The organism is Bradyrhizobium sp. 35, assembly GCF_023073215.1.
Lineage (GTDB): Bacteria > Pseudomonadota > Alphaproteobacteria > Rhizobiales > Xanthobacteraceae > Bradyrhizobium > Bradyrhizobium canariense_D.
This window is the reverse complement of record NZ_JADPJC010000168.1, coordinates 1-16129: the sequence shown is the minus strand read 5'-3', so window position 1 is coordinate 16129 and position 16129 is coordinate 1. Positions and strand designations below refer to the sequence as shown.

General features: G+C 64.0%; 16 protein-coding genes. 15 read left to right on the top strand and 1 reads right to left on the bottom strand.

All coding sequences use genetic code 11. From position 1 onward, the window contains the following. The first annotated feature begins 64 nt into the window (after positions 1–64). From IVB36_RS38660 to fabZ, 11 genes are all read left to right on the top strand, one after another. Complete coding sequence (locus tag IVB36_RS38660; protein ID WP_007603625.1) at positions 65–1054, top strand: 30S ribosomal protein S2; 990 nt, start codon at positions 65–67, stop codon at positions 1052–1054. A 131-nt stretch (positions 1055–1185) separates the two neighbouring features. Continuing rightward, the gene (tsf, locus tag IVB36_RS38655) at positions 1186–2109 is read left to right on the top strand and encodes a translation elongation factor Ts (protein ID WP_018455041.1); all 924 of its coding nucleotides are present in this window, start codon (positions 1186–1188) and stop codon (positions 2107–2109) included. A 60-nt stretch (positions 2110–2169) separates the two neighbouring features. Beyond that, a complete protein-coding gene (pyrH, locus tag IVB36_RS38650; protein WP_018455040.1) occupies positions 2170–2886 on the top strand; it encodes a UMP kinase in 717 nt (238 codons plus the stop codon). Between the two features lie 65 nt (positions 2887–2951). Then, on the top strand, positions 2952–3515 hold the full coding sequence (gene frr / locus IVB36_RS38645) for a ribosome recycling factor (protein WP_007603628.1): 564 nt from the start codon (positions 2952–2954) through the stop codon (positions 3513–3515). Positions 3516–3627: 112 nt separating this feature from the next. Continuing rightward, on the top strand, positions 3628–4386 hold the full coding sequence (locus tag IVB36_RS38640; protein ID WP_007610887.1) for an isoprenyl transferase: 759 nt from the start codon (positions 3628–3630) through the stop codon (positions 4384–4386). A 53-nt stretch (positions 4387–4439) separates the two neighbouring features. After that, positions 4440–5225 carry a phosphatidate cytidylyltransferase gene (locus tag IVB36_RS38635; RefSeq protein ID WP_247395099.1) on the top strand — a complete coding sequence of 262 codons (786 nt, stop codon included), beginning with the start codon at positions 4440–4442 and terminating at the stop codon, positions 5223–5225. Between the two features lie 4 nt (positions 5226–5229). Beyond that, complete coding sequence (gene dxr / locus IVB36_RS38630; RefSeq protein ID WP_247394990.1) at positions 5230–6453, top strand: 1-deoxy-D-xylulose-5-phosphate reductoisomerase; 1224 nt, start codon at positions 5230–5232, stop codon at positions 6451–6453. 44 nt (positions 6454–6497) lie between these two features. Further along, positions 6498–7649, top strand: a complete 1152-nt coding sequence (gene rseP, locus IVB36_RS38625; RefSeq protein ID WP_027567151.1) for an RIP metalloprotease RseP — start codon at positions 6498–6500, stop codon at positions 7647–7649. 185 nt (positions 7650–7834) lie between these two features. Then, entirely contained in the window at positions 7835–10390 is a 2556-nt protein-coding gene (gene bamA, locus IVB36_RS38620) for an outer membrane protein assembly factor BamA (RefSeq protein ID WP_026232862.1), read from the top strand. Positions 10391–10515: 125 nt separating this feature from the next. Continuing rightward, positions 10516–11583, top strand: coding sequence for a UDP-3-O-(3-hydroxymyristoyl)glucosamine N-acyltransferase (gene lpxD / locus IVB36_RS38615; protein ID WP_085353279.1), 1068 nt, complete (start codon positions 10516–10518; stop codon positions 11581–11583). Then, on the top strand, positions 11580–12041 hold the full coding sequence (gene fabZ, locus IVB36_RS38610) for a 3-hydroxyacyl-ACP dehydratase FabZ (RefSeq protein WP_007610868.1): 462 nt from the start codon (positions 11580–11582) through the stop codon (positions 12039–12041). Before lpxD ends, fabZ begins: the two co-directional genes overlap by 4 nt. A gap of 6 nt (positions 12042–12047) precedes the next feature. Here fabZ and IVB36_RS38605 read toward each other — a convergent pair whose 3' ends face one another. Beyond that, positions 12048–12392, bottom strand: a complete 345-nt coding sequence (locus tag IVB36_RS38605; RefSeq protein WP_247394987.1) for a KTSC domain-containing protein — start codon at positions 12390–12392, stop codon at positions 12048–12050. A gap of 175 nt (positions 12393–12567) precedes the next feature. Here IVB36_RS38605 and lpxA point away from each other — a divergent pair, with 175 nt between their 5' ends. From lpxA to IVB36_RS38585, 4 genes are all read left to right on the top strand, one after another. Continuing rightward, positions 12568–13359 (top strand): acyl-ACP--UDP-N-acetylglucosamine O-acyltransferase, encoded by a 792-nt coding sequence (gene lpxA, locus IVB36_RS38600; RefSeq protein ID WP_247394984.1) that lies wholly within the window; start codon positions 12568–12570, stop codon positions 13357–13359. Between the two features lie 19 nt (positions 13360–13378). After that, positions 13379–14236, top strand: a complete 858-nt coding sequence (gene lpxI, locus IVB36_RS38595; RefSeq protein ID WP_247394981.1) for a UDP-2,3-diacylglucosamine diphosphatase LpxI — start codon at positions 13379–13381, stop codon at positions 14234–14236. Further along, positions 14233–15432, top strand: a complete 1200-nt coding sequence (gene lpxB / locus IVB36_RS38590) for a lipid-A-disaccharide synthase (RefSeq protein ID WP_247394979.1) — start codon at positions 14233–14235, stop codon at positions 15430–15432. Before lpxI ends, lpxB begins: the two co-directional genes overlap by 4 nt. 409 nt (positions 15433–15841) lie before the next feature. Next, the coding region (locus IVB36_RS38585; protein WP_247391693.1) for a transposase at positions 15842–16129 on the top strand (288 nt) is incomplete at its 3' end.

Below are 16129 nucleotides of genomic sequence, written 5' to 3'. Positions count from 1 at the left end.
CCGGGGCGACAACGCTCTGTCCTGCTCACACGCTTCCGGAGGAACCAACCGGAGAATTAGAACGATGGCACTACCCGATTTCACTATGCGTCAGCTCCTCGAAGCCGGCGTGCACTTTGGTCACCAGTCTCACCGCTGGAATCCGAAAATGGCGCCGTTCATTTTCGGCGCCCGCAACAACATCCACATCGTCGACCTCGCGCAGACCGTGCCGTTGCTGCACAACGCCTTGCAGGCGGTCAGCGACACCGTCGCCAAGGGCGGCCGCATCCTGTTCGTCGGCACCAAGCGCCAGGCGCAGGACGGCGTTGCCGACGCGGCCAAGCGCTGCGCTCAGTACTTCGTCAATTCGCGCTGGCTCGGCGGCACGCTGACCAACTGGAAGACGATCTCGGGCTCGATCAAGCGCCTGCGTCATCTCGACGACGTGCTCGCCGGCGGCGATGCCTCCTCCTACACCAAGAAGGAGCGCCTGACCCTTCAGCGCGAGCGCGACAAGCTCGACCGCTCGCTCGGCGGCATCAAGGACATGGGCGGTCTGCCCGACCTGATCTTCGTGATCGACACCAACAAGGAAGACATCGCGATCCAGGAAGCCCAGCGGCTCAACATTCCGGTCGCGGCGATCGTCGACACCAATTCGGATCCGAAGGGCATCACTTATGTGGTGCCGGGAAATGACGACGCCGGCCGCGCGATTGCGCTCTATTGCGATCTGATCGCGCGCGCAGCGATTGACGGCATTTCACGCGCGCAGGGCGATTCCGGAATCGACGTCGGTGCTTCGGTTCGGCCGGTCGCAGAAGAGCTGCCCGCCACGAGCGGCTTCCAAGGCCTTGCCGGCCCGCGCGGGACGTCCGACGACCTCAAGAAGCTCCCGGGCGTGTCGGGCGCGATCGAGAAGAAGTTCAACGATCTCGGCATCTTCCACTTCTGGCAGCTGGCTGAGCTCGATCACGATACCGCGCACAAGATCGGCGAAGAAGTCGGCCTGCCGAGCCGCGCGGACGCCTGGGTGGCCAAGGCCAAGGCGCTGACCGCGGAAGCGGAATAGTCAAAAAGAGCGATGGGTTGGCCGGACAAGCTCCGGCCACCATTTCAGTTGACGCGAATTCCTGAGATGGACCGCGGCGAGGCGATCTGGCCGCGCCGCGGCAAACCGGCAGGCAAAAAGGATTTTGAACGATGGCAACGATCACAGCTGCGATGGTCAAGGACCTGCGCGAGTCGACCGGCGCAGGCATGATGGACTGCAAGGCCGCGCTGACCGAAAACGACGGCAACATGGAAGCGGCGCAGGATTGGCTGCGCAAGAAGGGCCTGTCGAAGGCCGCCAAGAAGTCGGGCCGCGTCGCCGCCGAGGGTCTGATCGGCGCGCTCACCAAGGGCAACAAGGGCGTCGTGGTCGAAGTCAATTCCGAGACTGACTTCGTCGCGCGCAACGGCCAGTTCCAGGGCCTCGTCAAGATGATCGCCCAGGTCGCATTCAACACCGGCGCCGATGTCGACAAGATCAAGGCCGCCAAGGTCGGCGACGTCACGATCGAAACTGCGATCAATGACGCAATCGCCACCATCGGCGAGAACATGACGCTGCGCCGCGCAGCTTCGCTCGAGGTCAGCCAGGGCGTGGTGTCGAGCTACGTCCATGGCGCGGTGGTCGAGGGCGCCGGCAAGATGGGCGTGATCGTGGCACTGGAATCCCCCGGCAAGGCCGACGAGCTCGCAACGCTTGGCCGCCAGATCGCGATGCATGTCGCGGCCGCCAACCCGCTGGCGCTGGATCCGTCCGGTCTCGATCCGGCGGTCGTCAAGCGCGAGAAGGACGTGCTCGCCGACAAATATCGCCAGCAGGGCAAGCCCGAGAACGTGATCGAGAAGATCGTCGAGTCCGGCCTGAAGACCTATTACAAGGAAGTTTGCCTGCTCGAGCAGGCCTTCATCCACGACACCGGGAAGTCGGTGGCGCAGGCGGTGAAGGAAGCCGAAGGCAAGGTCGGCGGCGCGGTGAAAATCGCGGGCTTTGTGCGCTATGCTCTCGGTGAGGGAATCGAGAAGCAGGAAAGCGACTTCGCGGCCGAGGTCGCGGCGGCCAGCGGCAAGAAGTAAGCGCCGGAACGTTCCTTCCGGCGTGCCGCCGGAAGCGGCGCCCGGACAAGGAAAGTGCTCATGACTGATCCGGTCTATCGTCGCGTCGTGATCAAGCTGTCCGGCGAATATCTCGCGGGACCGCAGGGTTTTGGCATCGATCAACCGACCATCGACCGGGTCGCCGACGATCTGATCGCCGCTCGCCACCTCGGCACCGAAGTCGCCGTCGTCATCGGCGGGGGCAATCTCTTTCGCGGCGTCGAGGTCTCCTCGCGCGGCGTGTCGCGCCCGACCGGTGATACCATGGGCATGCTCGCGACGATGATGAACTGCCTCGCGCTCGAGGCCACGATCGAGCGCAAGGGCACGCCTGCGCGCACGCTGTCGGCCTTCGTCATGCCCGAGATTTCCGAGCTGTTCACCCGCACCGCGGCACATAAATACCTCGCCGAGGGCCGGATCGTGCTGCTCGGCGGCGGAACCGGTAATCCGTTCTTCACCACGGACACGACCGCGGTGCTGCGCGCAGCCGAGATCGGCGCCCAGGCGGTTCTGAAGGCGACCAATGTCGACGGTGTCTACTCGGCCGACCCGAAGAAAGACCCGACGGCGACGCGATTCGACCGTCTGACGCATTCGCAGGCGATCGAGGGCGGCTACAAGGTGATGGATGCGACCGCCTTCGCGCTTGCCCGCGAGACGTCGCTGCCTATCATCGTGTTCTCGATCGCGGAGCCGGGCTCGATCGGTGCTGTACTGCGTGGCGGCGGCCACGGAACCATTGTCGCCGGCTGACGGCTTGTCGTTGCACCCTGAGAGAAGGTGCGGAGAGGTCGCCGGGATTTTGAAGGAGAAACGGGATGGCCACGGACAATTTCGATCTCAACGAAGTCAAGCGCCGCATGCAGGGCGCGATCCAGTCGCTCAAGCACGAGCTTGGCGGCCTGCGCACCGGTCGCGCCTCCGCCTCGATGCTCGATCCGGTGCAGGTCGACGCCTATGGCAGCCACATGCCGCTGAACCAGCTCGCCACCGTCAGCGTGCCGGAGCCGCGCCTGATTTCGGTGCAGGTCTGGGACAAGTCGATGGTCAAGGCGGTGGAGAAGGCGATCGTCGATTCCAATCTCGGCCTGTCGCCGGCGACTGAAGGCCAGGTTCTGCGCCTGCGCATCCCCGAACTCAATGAGGAGCGTCGCAAGGAGCTCGTCAAGGTCGCGCACAAATACGCGGAAGCCGCCAAGGTCGCCGCGCGCCACGTCCGCCGCGACGGTCTCGACGTTCTCAAGAAGCTCGAGAAGAATCACGAGATGTCCGAGGACGATCAGAAGCGCCACGCCGACGAGGTGCAGAAGGCGACCGACGGCACGATCTCCGAGATCGACCAGTTGCTGGCCGCCAAGGAAAAAGAAATCCTCACCGTCTAAGCAGGATGGATCGCGCTCTAGGTTATGTTCGCGCATGATCTTTACGGAAAACCGCTTCGCACTTTGCGCTAACGCGGCCCTTCGGGTCCGGATCATGCTTTAAGGCAGCCTCATGTCCAACGCCGCCGCGCCCGCAACGGAAGGACCAGATCGGTCCGATGCGCCTGCGCATGTCGCCATCATCATGGATGGCAACGGACGTTGGGCGGCCGCGCGCGGCTTGCCACGGGCGGAGGGCCATCGCCGCGGCGTGGAGGCCCTGCGTCGCGTGGTTCGGGCGTCGCATGAGCTTGGCATCCGCTATCTCACCATCTTCTCCTTCAGCTCGGAAAACTGGTCGCGTCCGGCGAGCGAGATCGGCGATCTGTTCGGCCTGTTGCGCCGCTTCATCCGCAACGATCTGGCGAGCCTGCATCGCGACGGCGTCAAGGTACGCATCATCGGCGAGCGGGACGGGCTGGAGGGCGACATCTGCGCACTTCTCAATGAGGCGGAGGAACTGACGCGCGATAACACGCGCCTCACGCTCGTCGTCGCCTTCAATTACGGCTCCCGGCAGGAGATCGCGAAGGCGGCGCAGAAGCTCGCGCGGGAAGTCGCCGAGGGCCGGCGCAGTCCCGACACGATCGATGCCGAGACACTGGGGGCGCATCTCGACGCGCCCGACATTCCCGATCCCGATCTCATCATTCGCACCAGTGGCGAGCAGCGCCTGTCCAACTTCCTGATGTGGCAGGCCGCCTATAGCGAGCTTGTCTTCGTGCCGATTCACTGGCCCGATTTCGACAAGGCGGCGCTGGAAGGCGCAATCGCCGAATTCGCCAGGCGCGAGCGCCGTTTCGGCGGCCTGGTCGCGAAAACCGCCTCGTGAGCGAGCCCAACTCCGCACCGGCCGGCTCTCAGCCTGCCCCGAGCAATCTCGTGATGCGAATCCTCGCGGCGCTGGTGCTGGCGCCGCTCGCCATTGCGCTCGCTTATGCCGGCGGCTGGCTGTGGGCGCTTCTCGTCACCCTGGTGTCGATCGGACTGTTCGCGGAATGGCTGATGGTGGTTGGCGCAGGCTCGACCGCGCTGACCGGGGCGGGGACGATCGTCATCGCCACGATGGGCTTGTGCGTTGCCTTCGGCGCGCTGAAGACCGCAATCATCACCGGCCTGATTGGCGGGGCGGTCGTGACGGTGATCGCGCGGGGCAAGTTCGTCTGGGCGGCCTCCGGATTTGCCTATGCGTCGGCGGCGCTACTCGCCTCGATCCTGCTGCGGAAGGATCTCGTGAACGGCTTCGCCGCGCTGATGTTCGTGCTGCTCGTGGTGTGGGCGACCGATATCGGCGGCTATTTCGCCGGCCGCGGCATCGGCGGACCGAAGCTGTGGCCGCGCGTGAGCCCGAAGAAGACCTGGTCAGGGGCGCTCGGCGGCTTTGCCGCGAGCCTTTTGGTCGCGGTCGCCTTTGCCGCTTGCGGGGTTGGAAAGATAGTTCCATTGCTGCTCGTCAGCGCGGTCCTCTCAATCGTGTCGGCCTGCGGCGATCTGTTCGAATCCGCGGTCAAGCGGCGCTTCGATGTCAAGGATTCCAGTCACTTAATTCCGGGCCATGGCGGGCTATTGGACCGTCTGGACGGTTTTGTCGCCGCCATCCTGGTGGCATGGATTATCGGCTTCCTCCGCCATGGTGTGCATAGCGCCGGAAGCGGTCTTATGGTTTGGTGAAGATATGAGCGCGGTTCCATTGCGTAACAACAAGGCTGCGGCATCGAGCGTCCGCAGCGTCACGGTTCTCGGCGCCACCGGCTCGATCGGCGACAGCACGATGGATCTGCTGCGCGCCTCTCCCGAGCGCTACCGTGTCGAGGCGCTAACGGCGAACAGCAATGTCGAGGCGCTGGCAAAGCTCGCGAAGGAGTTTTCCGCGCGCTTCGTTGCGATCGCCGACACCTCCAAGTTTGCCGAACTCAAGGCTGCGCTCGCGGGCACCGGCACCGAATGCGGCGCCGGTGAAAGCGCGGTGATCGAGGCCGGCGCGCGTCCGGCCGATTGGGTGATGGCCGCCGTGAGTGGCGCGGCCGGGCTGAAGCCGGCACTGGCGGCGGTCGATCGCGGCGCGCATGTCGCGCTCGCCAACAAGGAATGTCTCGTCTGCGCTGGTGATTTCTTCATGCAGCGCGCGGCGAAAGCGGGCGCCTGTATCCTGCCTGCGGATTCCGAGCACAATGCGCTGTTCCAGGCGCTCGCCTCGGGCAATCGCGACGAGCTCGTCCGTGTCATCATCACGGCCTCCGGCGGCCCCTTCCGCACCTGGAAGCCTGCCGACATCGAGCAGGCGACACTCGCGCAAGCCCTGAAGCATCCGAACTGGAGCATGGGCCAGAAGATCACGATCGATTCCGCCTCGATGATGAACAAGGGGCTCGAGGTGATCGAGGCCTCCTATCTGTTCGCGCTCTCGCCCGACGAGATCGACGTCCTCGTTCATCCGCAGTCGATCATCCACGGCATGGTTGAGTTCTCCGATTGCTCGGTCGTGGCCCAGCTCGGCTCACCCGACATGCGCACGCCGATCGCGCATTGCCTCGGCTGGCCCGACCGTATCAAGGGTCCGGCCGCCAAGCTCGATCTGGCCAAGATCGGCCAGTTGACCTTCGAGGCGCCAGATTTCGAGCGCTTCCCCGGGCTGCGCCTGGCCTTCGATTCTCTCCGGACCGGGAAGGGGGCGACCACGGTCTACAACGCCGCCAACGAGGTCGCGGTCGCCGCCTTCATCGCCGGCAAGATCCGGTTCGGGGCGATCGCCAGGCTGGTGGAGGAGACGCTGGATGACTGGGTCCGCAGCGGGAACCAGGCGCCGCTGACGTCAGCGGACGATGCAATCGCTGTTGACCATGTTGCGCGAAATAGGGCTGCCGCCCTATTGCCTCAAATTGCCTTAAAGGCATCCTAGATGGTTCGGGGCCAGGGCCTTGCGGCACTGGATGAGGGAATTCGATGATCGACTTTTTCGTCCATAGTTTCAATACGTTGAGCCATGGGCTCCTCGGCTACGCGGTTCCCTTCCTGTTCGTCCTGACCATCGTCGTGTTCTTCCATGAGCTCGGCCATTTCCTGGTCGCGCGCTGGGCGGGCGTTCGCGTGTTAACTTTTTCGCTCGGTTTCGGACCTGAGCTGGTCGGCTTCAACGACCGCCATGGCACGCGCTGGAAGATCTCGGCGATCCCGCTTGGCGGCTACGTCAAGTTCTTCGGCGACGAGAGCGAGGCTTCGACGCCGTCGTCCGAGAAGCTTGCGGCCATGACGGCCGAGGAGCGCGCCGGCAGCTTCCATCACAAGAAGGTCGGCCCGCGCGCCGCCATCGTTGCCGCCGGACCGATCGCCAATTTCATCCTGGGCGCGCTGATCTTCGCTGGCATGGCGCTGTATTATGGCAAGCCGAGCACGATTGCGCGCGTCGACGGTGTCGTCGCCGATGGCGCTGCGGCGGCAGCCGGCTTCAAGATCGGCGACGTCGTCGTCCAGATCGACGGCAAGCCGATCGAAAGCTTTGCCGACATGCAGCGCATGGTTGCGATGAATGCTGGTTCGCCGCTTGCCTTCCAGGTCAAGCGCGACGGTGCCATCGTGTCGCTGACCGCGACGCCGGCGCTGCTCGAGCGCAAGGATCCCTTCGGCAACAGCCACCGTCTCGGCGTGCTCGGCGTCGAACACAAGTCTCAGGCCGGGGAGGCCTCGACGTCGCCGGTCGGCGTTGGCGAAGCGCTCAAGATCGGGGTGGAGCAGGTCTGGTTCATTATCACCAGCACCTTCAAGTTCCTGGGCTCGTTGTTCGTCGGGAACGGCAACCCGAACGAGGTCAGCGGCGTGCTCGGCATTGCCAAGATGTCGGGGCAGGCGGCCAGCGCCGGCTTCCAGTTCGTGATCAACCTCTGCGCGGTGCTCTCGGTGTCGATCGGCCTGCTGAATCTGTTCCCGATCCCGCTGCTCGATGGCGGTCACCTTATGTTCTATGCAGCGGAGGTCGCCCGTGGTCGGCCGCTGTCCGAGCGGACTCAGGAGATGGGATTCCGAATCGGGCTTGGCTTGGTGCTGATGTTGATGGTGTTTGCGACCTATAACGACATCCTGCGAATGGCCGCATCCTGATAGGGGCTTTTTTGTGGCGTCCCGGGCGTTGCTCTTGGGCAACGTCTTGGAATGAAAATGAAATTACGGCGCGCTCGACCGTTTGCGGCGTCGGTGAAATTGTCTACAAGCGGCTTGAACTTGGGGAATCTCCAGACCGGCGTTGGGGTTGGGTCTGGTACGGAATGATAAGGGCGCGTTGCGCAATGAAGTTTGGACTGCGACTCCGGGGGGGCTTGCTCGCAACCCTGATCATGTTCGGCGCGCCGGTGCTTGCCCCGGTTGGGGCTGCCTTTGTGTCTTCGTCTGCGCTTGCTCAGACCGTGCAGTCGATTTCCGTCGAAGGAAATCGCCGGGTCGAGGTGGAGACGATCCGCTCCTACTTCAAGCCGGGTCCCGGCGGTCGCCTGGATCAGGGTGCCATCGACGATGGCCTCAAGGCGTTGATCGAGACCGGCCTGTTCCAGGACGTCAGGATCAACCGCGGGGCCGGTGGCCAGATCGTCGTCTCCGTGGTGGAAAACCCGGTGATCGGCCGCATTGCCTTCGAGGGCAACAAGAAGATCAAGGACGAGCAGCTCACCGGTGAAGTCCAGTCCAAGGCGCGCGGCACCTTCTCCCGCGCCATGGTGCAGTCCGACACCCTGCGAATCGCAGAAATCTATCGCCGCTCCGGCCGTTACGACGTTCGCGTCACGCCTGAAATCATCGAGCAGCCGAACAACCGCGTCGATCTCGTCTTCACGGTCGAGGAGGGCGCCAAGACCGGCGTCAAGTCGATCGAGTTCGTCGGCAACAACGCGTACTCGTCCTACCGCCTGCGCGACGTCATCAAGACGCACGAATCCAACCTGCTGAGCTTCCTCGCCAGCAGCGACATCTACGATCCCGATCGGGTCGAGGCCGACCGCGACCTGATCCGCCGCTTCTATCTCAAGAACGGTTTCGCCGACGTCCAGGTCGTCGCCGCGCTCACCGAATACGATCCGGAGAAGAAGGGTTTCAACGTTACCTTCAAGATCGAGGAGGGCTCGCAATACCGGGTCGGCTCGATCGACTTCCGCTCCAGCATTCCCAACTTCGATCCCACCTCGATGCGCAACTATTCGCGCGTCAATGTCGGCTCGCTCTACAACGTCGAATCGGTCGAGAAGTCGGTCGAGGAGATGCAGATCGAGGCCTCGCGTCGCGGTTACGCCTTCGCCGTGGTCCGTCCCGGCGGTGACCGCAATTTCGAGGCGCACACCGTGTCGGTCGTGTTCAACATCGACGAGGGTCCGCGCACCTATATCGAGCGCATCAATCTTCGCGGCAACACCCGCACGCGCGACTACGTGATCCGTCGCGAGTTCGACGTCTCCGAGGGCGATGCCTACAACCGCGCGCTGGTCGACCGTGCCGAGCGCCGCTTGAAGAACCTCGACTATTTCAAGAGCGTGAAGATCACGACGGAGCCCGGCTCGTCGAGCGACCGCGTGATCCTGCTCGTGGACATGGAAGAGAAATCGACCGGCGACTTCTCGGTCTCGGGTGGTTATTCCACCACCGACGGCGCGCTGGCCGAAGTCTCGGTTTCCGAACGCAATTTGCTCGGCCGCGGCCTGTTCGCCAAGGCGGCGGTGACCTACGGCCAGTATGCCCGCGGCTACTCGCTGTCGTTCGTCGAACCCTATCTGCTCGACTACCGGGTCGCGCTGGGTCTCGACCTCTATCAGCGTGAGCAGAGGTCCAACAGCTACATCTCCTACGGCACCAAGACGCTCGGCTTCTCGCCGCGCCTCGGTTTCTCCCTGCGTGAAGATCTGTCGCTGCAGGTGCGCTACTCGATCTACCGGCAGGAAATCACGCTGCCGTCGTACCTCGCGAACTGTAACAACAACCAGTTCCTTGCCGACGGTGTCACTCCGAATCCGGCATTCAATCCAAGCCCGGCTTTCTCCGCGGCGAGTGGTATTCCTCTGGCTCCCTCGACCAACGGCCTCGGCTGCTACAGCGACGGCGAGGCCTCGCTGCCGGTCCGCAAGGAGCTTGCCAACGGCAAGACCCTGACCTCGGCGCTCGGCTACACGCTGACCTACAACACGCTCGACAACAACAAGAACCCCACCGACGGTCTGCTGGTCGATTTCCGGCAGGACTTCGCCGGCGTCGGCGGCGACGTCTCCTATCTGAAGACTGTGGTTGACGCGAAGTACTACACTCCGCTGGTCTCCGATATCGTCGGTCTCGTTCGCCTCCAGGGCGGCATGCTGAACAAGATGGGCAGCGATCTGCGCATGCTCGATCATTTCCAGATGGGCCCGAACCTCGTCCGCGGCTTTGCCCCGAACGGCATCGGACCGCGCGATTTGAACCCCTTCGGTACGCAGGACGCGCTTGGCGGCACCAAGTATTGGGGTGCTTCGCTCGAATTGCAGATGCCGTTCTGGTTCCTGCCGAAGGAAGTGGGTCTGAAGGGCGCCGTCTACGCCGACGCCGGCGGACTGTTCGACTATCAGGGACCGACGACGTGGTCGGTGACCAACGAACTGACCACGACCAAGAATTCGAGCTGCACGCCGTCGACCGTCAATCCCGCTTCGGCTGGAACCTGCACCGGCCTGGTGTATGACAATGGCAATGCGGTCCGGTCGTCGGTCGGCGTCGGCTTGATCTGGGCCTCGCCGTTCGGTCCGCTGCGCTTCGACTACGCCGTGCCGCTGACCAAGGGCAAGAACGACCGTACGCAGGAGTTCCGGTTCGGCGGCGGCACCTCGTTCTAATTCGGACAGCACGGCACGATCCGGACCACCGGAGCCGGTTTCCGAAAGGGATCGTGCCAATCCAGGAGATGAGGCATGATGCGGCTTGGCCGCTTCATGCCGAAGCCGGACCGCGACGGGGTGGAATGGCGCAGCCGACCTTCTTCACACAGCCGCCCGCCTCAGCGCTGGCTGACATCGCCACGCTGACCAAGGCGGAGTTGGTCGATCCCGCCAGGGGCGGCCAAATCATCAGGGGTCTTGCTTCGCTCGACGAAGCCGGCCCGATGCACCTGACGTTCTTCGACAATCTCAAATATGCCGATGAGCTCAAGGCGACCAAGGCCGGTGCTTGCCTGGTGAGCCCACGCTTCGAGGCGCGGGTGCCCGCGCATGTCGCCGTGCTGCGGGCGCCACAGCCGTTTCGCGCCTTCGTCAGGATCGCGCGGGAGTGGCATGGCGACGCCCTCCGGCCGCAATCCTGGACCGGCAACGACGGCATCGCGCCGTCGGCCATCATCGATCCCACCGCCAGGCTTGAGGACGGCGTGATCGTCGATCCCCTGGCCGTGATCGGCCCTGACGTGGAGATCGGCAGCGGCACGGTGATCGGTGTGGGGGCCGTGATCGGCCCCGGCGTCAAGATCGGCCGGGACTGCAATGTCGGCGCACGCACCGCCATCCAGTGCGCGCTGATCGGCAACGACGTGCTGATCCACCCCGGCTGCTCGATCGGCCAGGACGGCTACGGCTTCATCTTCTTCGGCCCCGAGGGCCATCTGAAGGTGCCCCAGACCGGGCGCGTGCTGATCCAAAACAATGTGGAAGTCGGCGCCGGCACCACGATTGATCGCGGGTCCTTGCGCGACACGGTAATTGGGGAGGGGACCAAAATCGACAATCAGGTCCAGATCGGCCACAATGTGACCATTGGCCGGCACTGCCTGCTGGCAGCCCAGATCGGCCTTGCCGGCAGCCTCACGCTCGGCGACAACGTGGCGCTGGGAGCGAAGGTGGGCATCAACAATCACGTCAAGATCGGGGATGGAGCTCAGGTGACTGCCATGAGCGGCGTCAAGGACGACGTTCCTCCCAACGGACGTTGGGGTGGTTTTTTCGCCAAGCCGACCAGGCAGTGGTTCAAGGAAATTTTGGCGGTCGAGCGCTTGGCGCGCGACAGCAAGGCCGATCCGAAGCAGGAGGAACGGGAGTGACGGACGAAGCACCGGTCAGGTTCGAGCTTGTGGACATCAACATGATCCTGCAAACGCTCCCGCACCGTTTTCCGATGCTGCTGATCGATCGCGTGATCAACATCCGCACCGATTACAGCGGCATCGGCATCAAGAATGTCACCTTCAACGAACCGCCGTTCCAGGGCCACTTTCCCGATCGCCCGGTCTATCCCGGCGTCATGATGATCGAAGCGATGGCGCAGACCGCGGGTGTGATCGGCATCAAGTCGGTCGAAGGCACCGAGAAGCCGCGCGCGGTCTATTTCCTCACCATCGACAAGTGCAAGTTCCGCAAGCCTGTGCTGCCCGGCGATACCATCGAATACCACATGCGCTCGATCGGCCGCCGCAAGGCCATGTGGTGGTTTCACGGCGACGCCAAGGTCAACGGCCAGGTGGTTGCGGAGGCCGACGTCGGCGCCATGCTGACCGACTGAGCGGGATCAACTTCTCTGGATGCGCTCGCGCGCAGGACACGCGTACCGGCCGCCGCTGACCTCGCGCTTGATGTTCTGGTTGAAGAACTGTCCCATGGACGGTGCGCCCAGCAGGCGCTCGACCGTGTCGACCGGTACGCCGCAATAGCGGTCATAAACGCCTTCAACGGCCACGACGAGGGCCTGCTGCGCACGGTCGTAACAGACCCGCTGAAGCACCGTGCTGCGGCTGATGTCGCGGCACTCGAACGTCGCGAGGTCGATGGGGCGGTGTTCGGCGGTCTCGATCGTCTCGGAGACGATCGGCGCGGCGGCGAGCTGTGCGAGGAGAAGTGCCAGGGCCCTGACCACGATACCTGAAGCTCCGCGTGAACTTGTTGATGACCCGGGAAGGCTGCCTCATCCGGCACTTGAAACACGGAGAGATCATACGTCACTGGACAGATCGGGCATAGTCGCGCTAACCAGCGGAAAACCGAGCGACTTCAACACCTAATCAGACCTTCTTGATGAGTCAGATTGCTTGATGAGTAAGATTGACCCCACCGCACGGATCGCGGACGGCGCCGTGATCGGCGAGGGCACCGAGATCGGCCCCTTCTGCATCATCGGCCCGCATGTCGCGATCGGCAATAACTGCAAGCTGATCGGACAGGTCACCGTCATCGGCCACACCTCGATCGGAGATGGCTGCGTGATCTCGCCGTTCGCGGTGCTGGGCGGGGCGCCCCAGGATCTCAGCTACAAGGGCGAGCCCACGAAGCTTGAGATCGGCTCGGGCTGCACCATCCGCGACGGTGCGACCATGAATGTCGGCACCATCAAGGGCGGTGGCCTGACGCGCGTCGGCAACGACGGCTATTTCATGAACAACAGTCATGTCGGGCATGACTGCATGGTCGGCAACAACGTGATCTTCGCAACCTCGGCGACGCTCGGCGGCCATTGCGAGATCGGTGACGCCGTCTATATCGGCGGCCTGTCCGCAGTGCATCAGTTCACCCGCATCGGCCCCTATGTGATGGTTGGCGGTGTCTGCGGCGTGCGCGACGACGTCATCCCGTATGGGCTGGTCAACGGCCAATATGCGGTGCTCGAAGGCCTCAACCTGATCGGCATGAAGCGGCGCAAGTTCACCAAGCAGCGGCTTGTGACCGTGCGCGCGTTCTACCAGAAGCTCTTCCATGGCCCCGCTACCTTTGCCGAACGCCTGGAGGCGGCGCGGCCGCTCGCCGGTGGAGATCCGGCGATCGGCGAAATCCTCGACTTCATCGGCAAGGGCAAGCGCCCGCTCTGTCTTCCCGCCATCGCGAAGTGATGATGGAATGGCCCCGGGCATGACATCGGCGGCTTCGGAAATTTCATCGCCGGTCGGCGTCGTCGCTGGCGGCGGCGCGATGCCGTTCGCGGTTGCCGACTCGCTCGCCGCCCGCGGCATCACGCCGGTGTTGTTTCCGCTTCGAGGAGCCTGCGATCCCGCGCGGGTAGAGAAATTCCGTCATCGCTGGATCTCGGTCGGCCAGCTCGGCCGCGCCATGCGGTTGTTTCGCGAGGAGGGCTGCCGCGAGCTGATCTTCATCGGCACGCTGGTACGGCCTTCGCTCTCGGAGGTCCGGGTCGACTTCACGACGCTCCGGCTGCTCGGCAATGTCATCCGCGCCTTCCGTGGCGGCGACGATCATTTGTTGTCCGGCGTCGGGCGCATTCTCGAGCAGGGCGGCTTTCGCATGGTCGGCATCAAAGATGTCGCGCCCGACCTCTTGATGCCCGAGGGCTGCATCAGCCGCGCCTGGCCGAGCGACACCGGCAAGACCGACATCGAGCGCGGACGCGCGGTGCTGACCGCGCTTGGTCCGTTCGACATCGGCCAGGCCGCGGTCGTGATCGACGGCCATGTGGTGGCGGTCGAGGACATCGAGGGCACCGATGCGCTGCTCGCGCGCGTGGCGCGCCTGCGCGAAGAGGGCCGCATCCGCGCCGCCACCGGGCGGGGCGTGCTGGTAAAGGTCCCAAAGAGCGGGCAGGATCTGCGCTTCGACCTGCCGACGATCGGCCCGCGCACCCTCGAGGGCGTCGCCGCCGCAGGGCTGGCCGGCATCGCCGTCGTTGCCGGCAACACCATCGCCGCCGAGCCGGAGGCGATGATCGCGCTCGCCGACGCCAAATATGTCTTCGTCATCGGCCTGCCGGCGTGATGCAAGGTCGCGATCCCAAGCGCAAGATATTCCTGATCGCCACGGAGGAATCCGGCGACCGGCTCGGCAGCGCCTTGATGAAGGTGCTGCGCCAGCGCCTCGGCGACGGCGTGCAGTTCGTGGGCGTCGGCGGCCACACCATGGCGCGCCAGGGGCTCGAGACGCTGTTTCCGATCGAGCAGCTCTCGATCGTCGGCTTCGCCGCGGTCGTGCAGCAATTGCCGAAGATCCTGCGGCTGATCCGCGAGACCGCGGAGGCCGTGACCGAAGCCGCGCCGGACGCGCTCGTCATCATCGACAGCCCCGATTTCACCCACCGTGTCGCCCGCCGCGTGCGGACGCGCAATCCGGCGATCCCGATCGTCGACTACGTCTCGCCACAGCTCTGGGCCTGGCGGCCGGGACGGGCGCGGACCATGCTCGGCTATGTCGACCATGTGCTCGGCCTGTTGCCATTCGAGCCGGAGGAATACCGCAAGCTCGGCGGGCCGCCATGCAGCTATGTCGGCCATCCCCTGATCGAGCAATTGCCCTCGCTGCGGCCGAACGCGGAGGAGCAGGCGCGCCGCGACGGCGAGCCGCCGGTCTTGCTGGTGTTGCCCGGCAGCCGCCGCAGCGAGATCAGGCACCATCTCGACGTGTTCGGCGCGACGCTCGGCCGATTGCAGACCGAAGGCCGCGCGTTCGAGCTGATGCTGCCGACCATGCCGCATCTCGAAACCACCATCCGCGAAGGCATCGCGAACTGGCTGGTCAAGCCTCAAATCGTGGTCGGCGAGAACGAGAAGCGCGCTGCCTTCCGCATCGCGCGCGCGGCACTGGCAAAATCCGGCACGGTGACGCTGGAGCTCGCGCTATCGGGCATTCCGATGGTGACAGCCTATCGCGTCGGCGCGATCGAAGCCTTCATCCTGCGCCGCGCGATCCGCGTCTCCTCGGTGATCCTCGCCAATCTCGTGATCGGCAAGGATGTCATCCCGGAGTTCCTGCAGGAAGACTGCACGCCGGAGAAGCTAGCGCCCGCGCTCACGCAGCTTCTGACCGATTCACCGTTGCGCCGACAGCAGGTGGAAGCGTTCGCGCAGCTCGATACGATCATGTCGACCGGCAACAAGTCGCCGAGCGTACTCGCCGCCGACATCGTGCTGGCGACGATGCGCAAGGGCAGGCGGGCAGGCTTGGACGTGTACTCATAAACGTTGGCTTGCCAGCGCAAAGCGGAAGCCTCCTAACCTTGGGCGTGATCGGCGGTTTGTGACCCAGAGCAGACCTCGCGTCGATTTGCATCTCTCATCGTCTCGGTAAGACTGCCAACATCCTCGGTCCACCAAACAACCACGGCAAACCGGGACGTCAGGTGCATGTCAGGATCTGCGCGCAATATCTTGTGCGCTCGCCTAGGTGCGGCCTCCTGATTGGATTTACCTAAAGGGACGCATGCGTCTTGCTCTAAAAATGTTCAGATTTCTTGTCGCGATCTTGCTTCTTGGGATTTTAGGGTTCGCTGGCTGGCTGACCTTCAGCCCACCCAATGGACTAGGGTCTGTACCTAATTAGCGAGTTCTGATTCCCTCGTGCCAAGTTGATTCGGCACGGGGGACTTCGATGCGCAAAGGACTGTTCTGGCTCAACGACAAGCAGTGGGCTCAGATAGAGCCGCATCTGCCAACGAACCAGACCGGCCCGGCGCGCCAAGACGATCGACGCATTATCAGCGGTATCATTCACATGCTCCAGTGCGGCGCACGCTGGCGCGATTGCCCGTCCGACTATGGCCCTTACACGACGATCTATAATCGGTTCAATCGCTGGGCTAAGCGCGGACATTGGCAGGCGATCTTTGAAGCGCTCGCCCGCTGCGGCAAGGACCGAGTGGCTTTGTCGATCGACTCC

Bases quoted from the DNA above. Each gene is read 5' to 3' on its own strand.
- pyrH (WP_018455040.1), top strand. From the start codon at position 2,170: ATGACTGATCCGGTCTATCGTCGCGTCGTGATCAAGCTGTCCGGCGAA.
- bamA (WP_026232862.1), top strand. From the start codon at position 7,835: ATGAAGTTTGGACTGCGACTCCGGGGGGGCTTGCTCGCAACCCTGATC.
- dxr (WP_247394990.1), top strand. From the start codon at position 5,230: ATGAGCGCGGTTCCATTGCGTAACAACAAGGCTGCGGCATCGAGCGTC.
- IVB36_RS38635 (WP_247395099.1), top strand. From the start codon at position 4,440: ATGCGAATCCTCGCGGCGCTGGTGCTGGCGCCGCTCGCCATTGCGCTC.
- lpxI (WP_247394981.1), top strand. From the start codon at position 13,379: ATGACATCGGCGGCTTCGGAAATTTCATCGCCGGTCGGCGTCGTCGCT.
- lpxD (WP_085353279.1), top strand. From the start codon at position 10,516: ATGGCGCAGCCGACCTTCTTCACACAGCCGCCCGCCTCAGCGCTGGCT.
- rseP (WP_027567151.1), top strand. From the start codon at position 6,498: ATGATCGACTTTTTCGTCCATAGTTTCAATACGTTGAGCCATGGGCTC.
- tsf (WP_018455041.1), top strand. From the start codon at position 1,186: ATGGCAACGATCACAGCTGCGATGGTCAAGGACCTGCGCGAGTCGACC.
- lpxA (WP_247394984.1), top strand. From the start codon at position 12,568: ATGAGTAAGATTGACCCCACCGCACGGATCGCGGACGGCGCCGTGATC.
- IVB36_RS38660 (WP_007603625.1), top strand. From the start codon at position 65: ATGGCACTACCCGATTTCACTATGCGTCAGCTCCTCGAAGCCGGCGTG.
- IVB36_RS38640 (WP_007610887.1), top strand. From the start codon at position 3,628: ATGTCCAACGCCGCCGCGCCCGCAACGGAAGGACCAGATCGGTCCGAT.
- frr (WP_007603628.1), top strand. From the start codon at position 2,952: ATGGCCACGGACAATTTCGATCTCAACGAAGTCAAGCGCCGCATGCAG.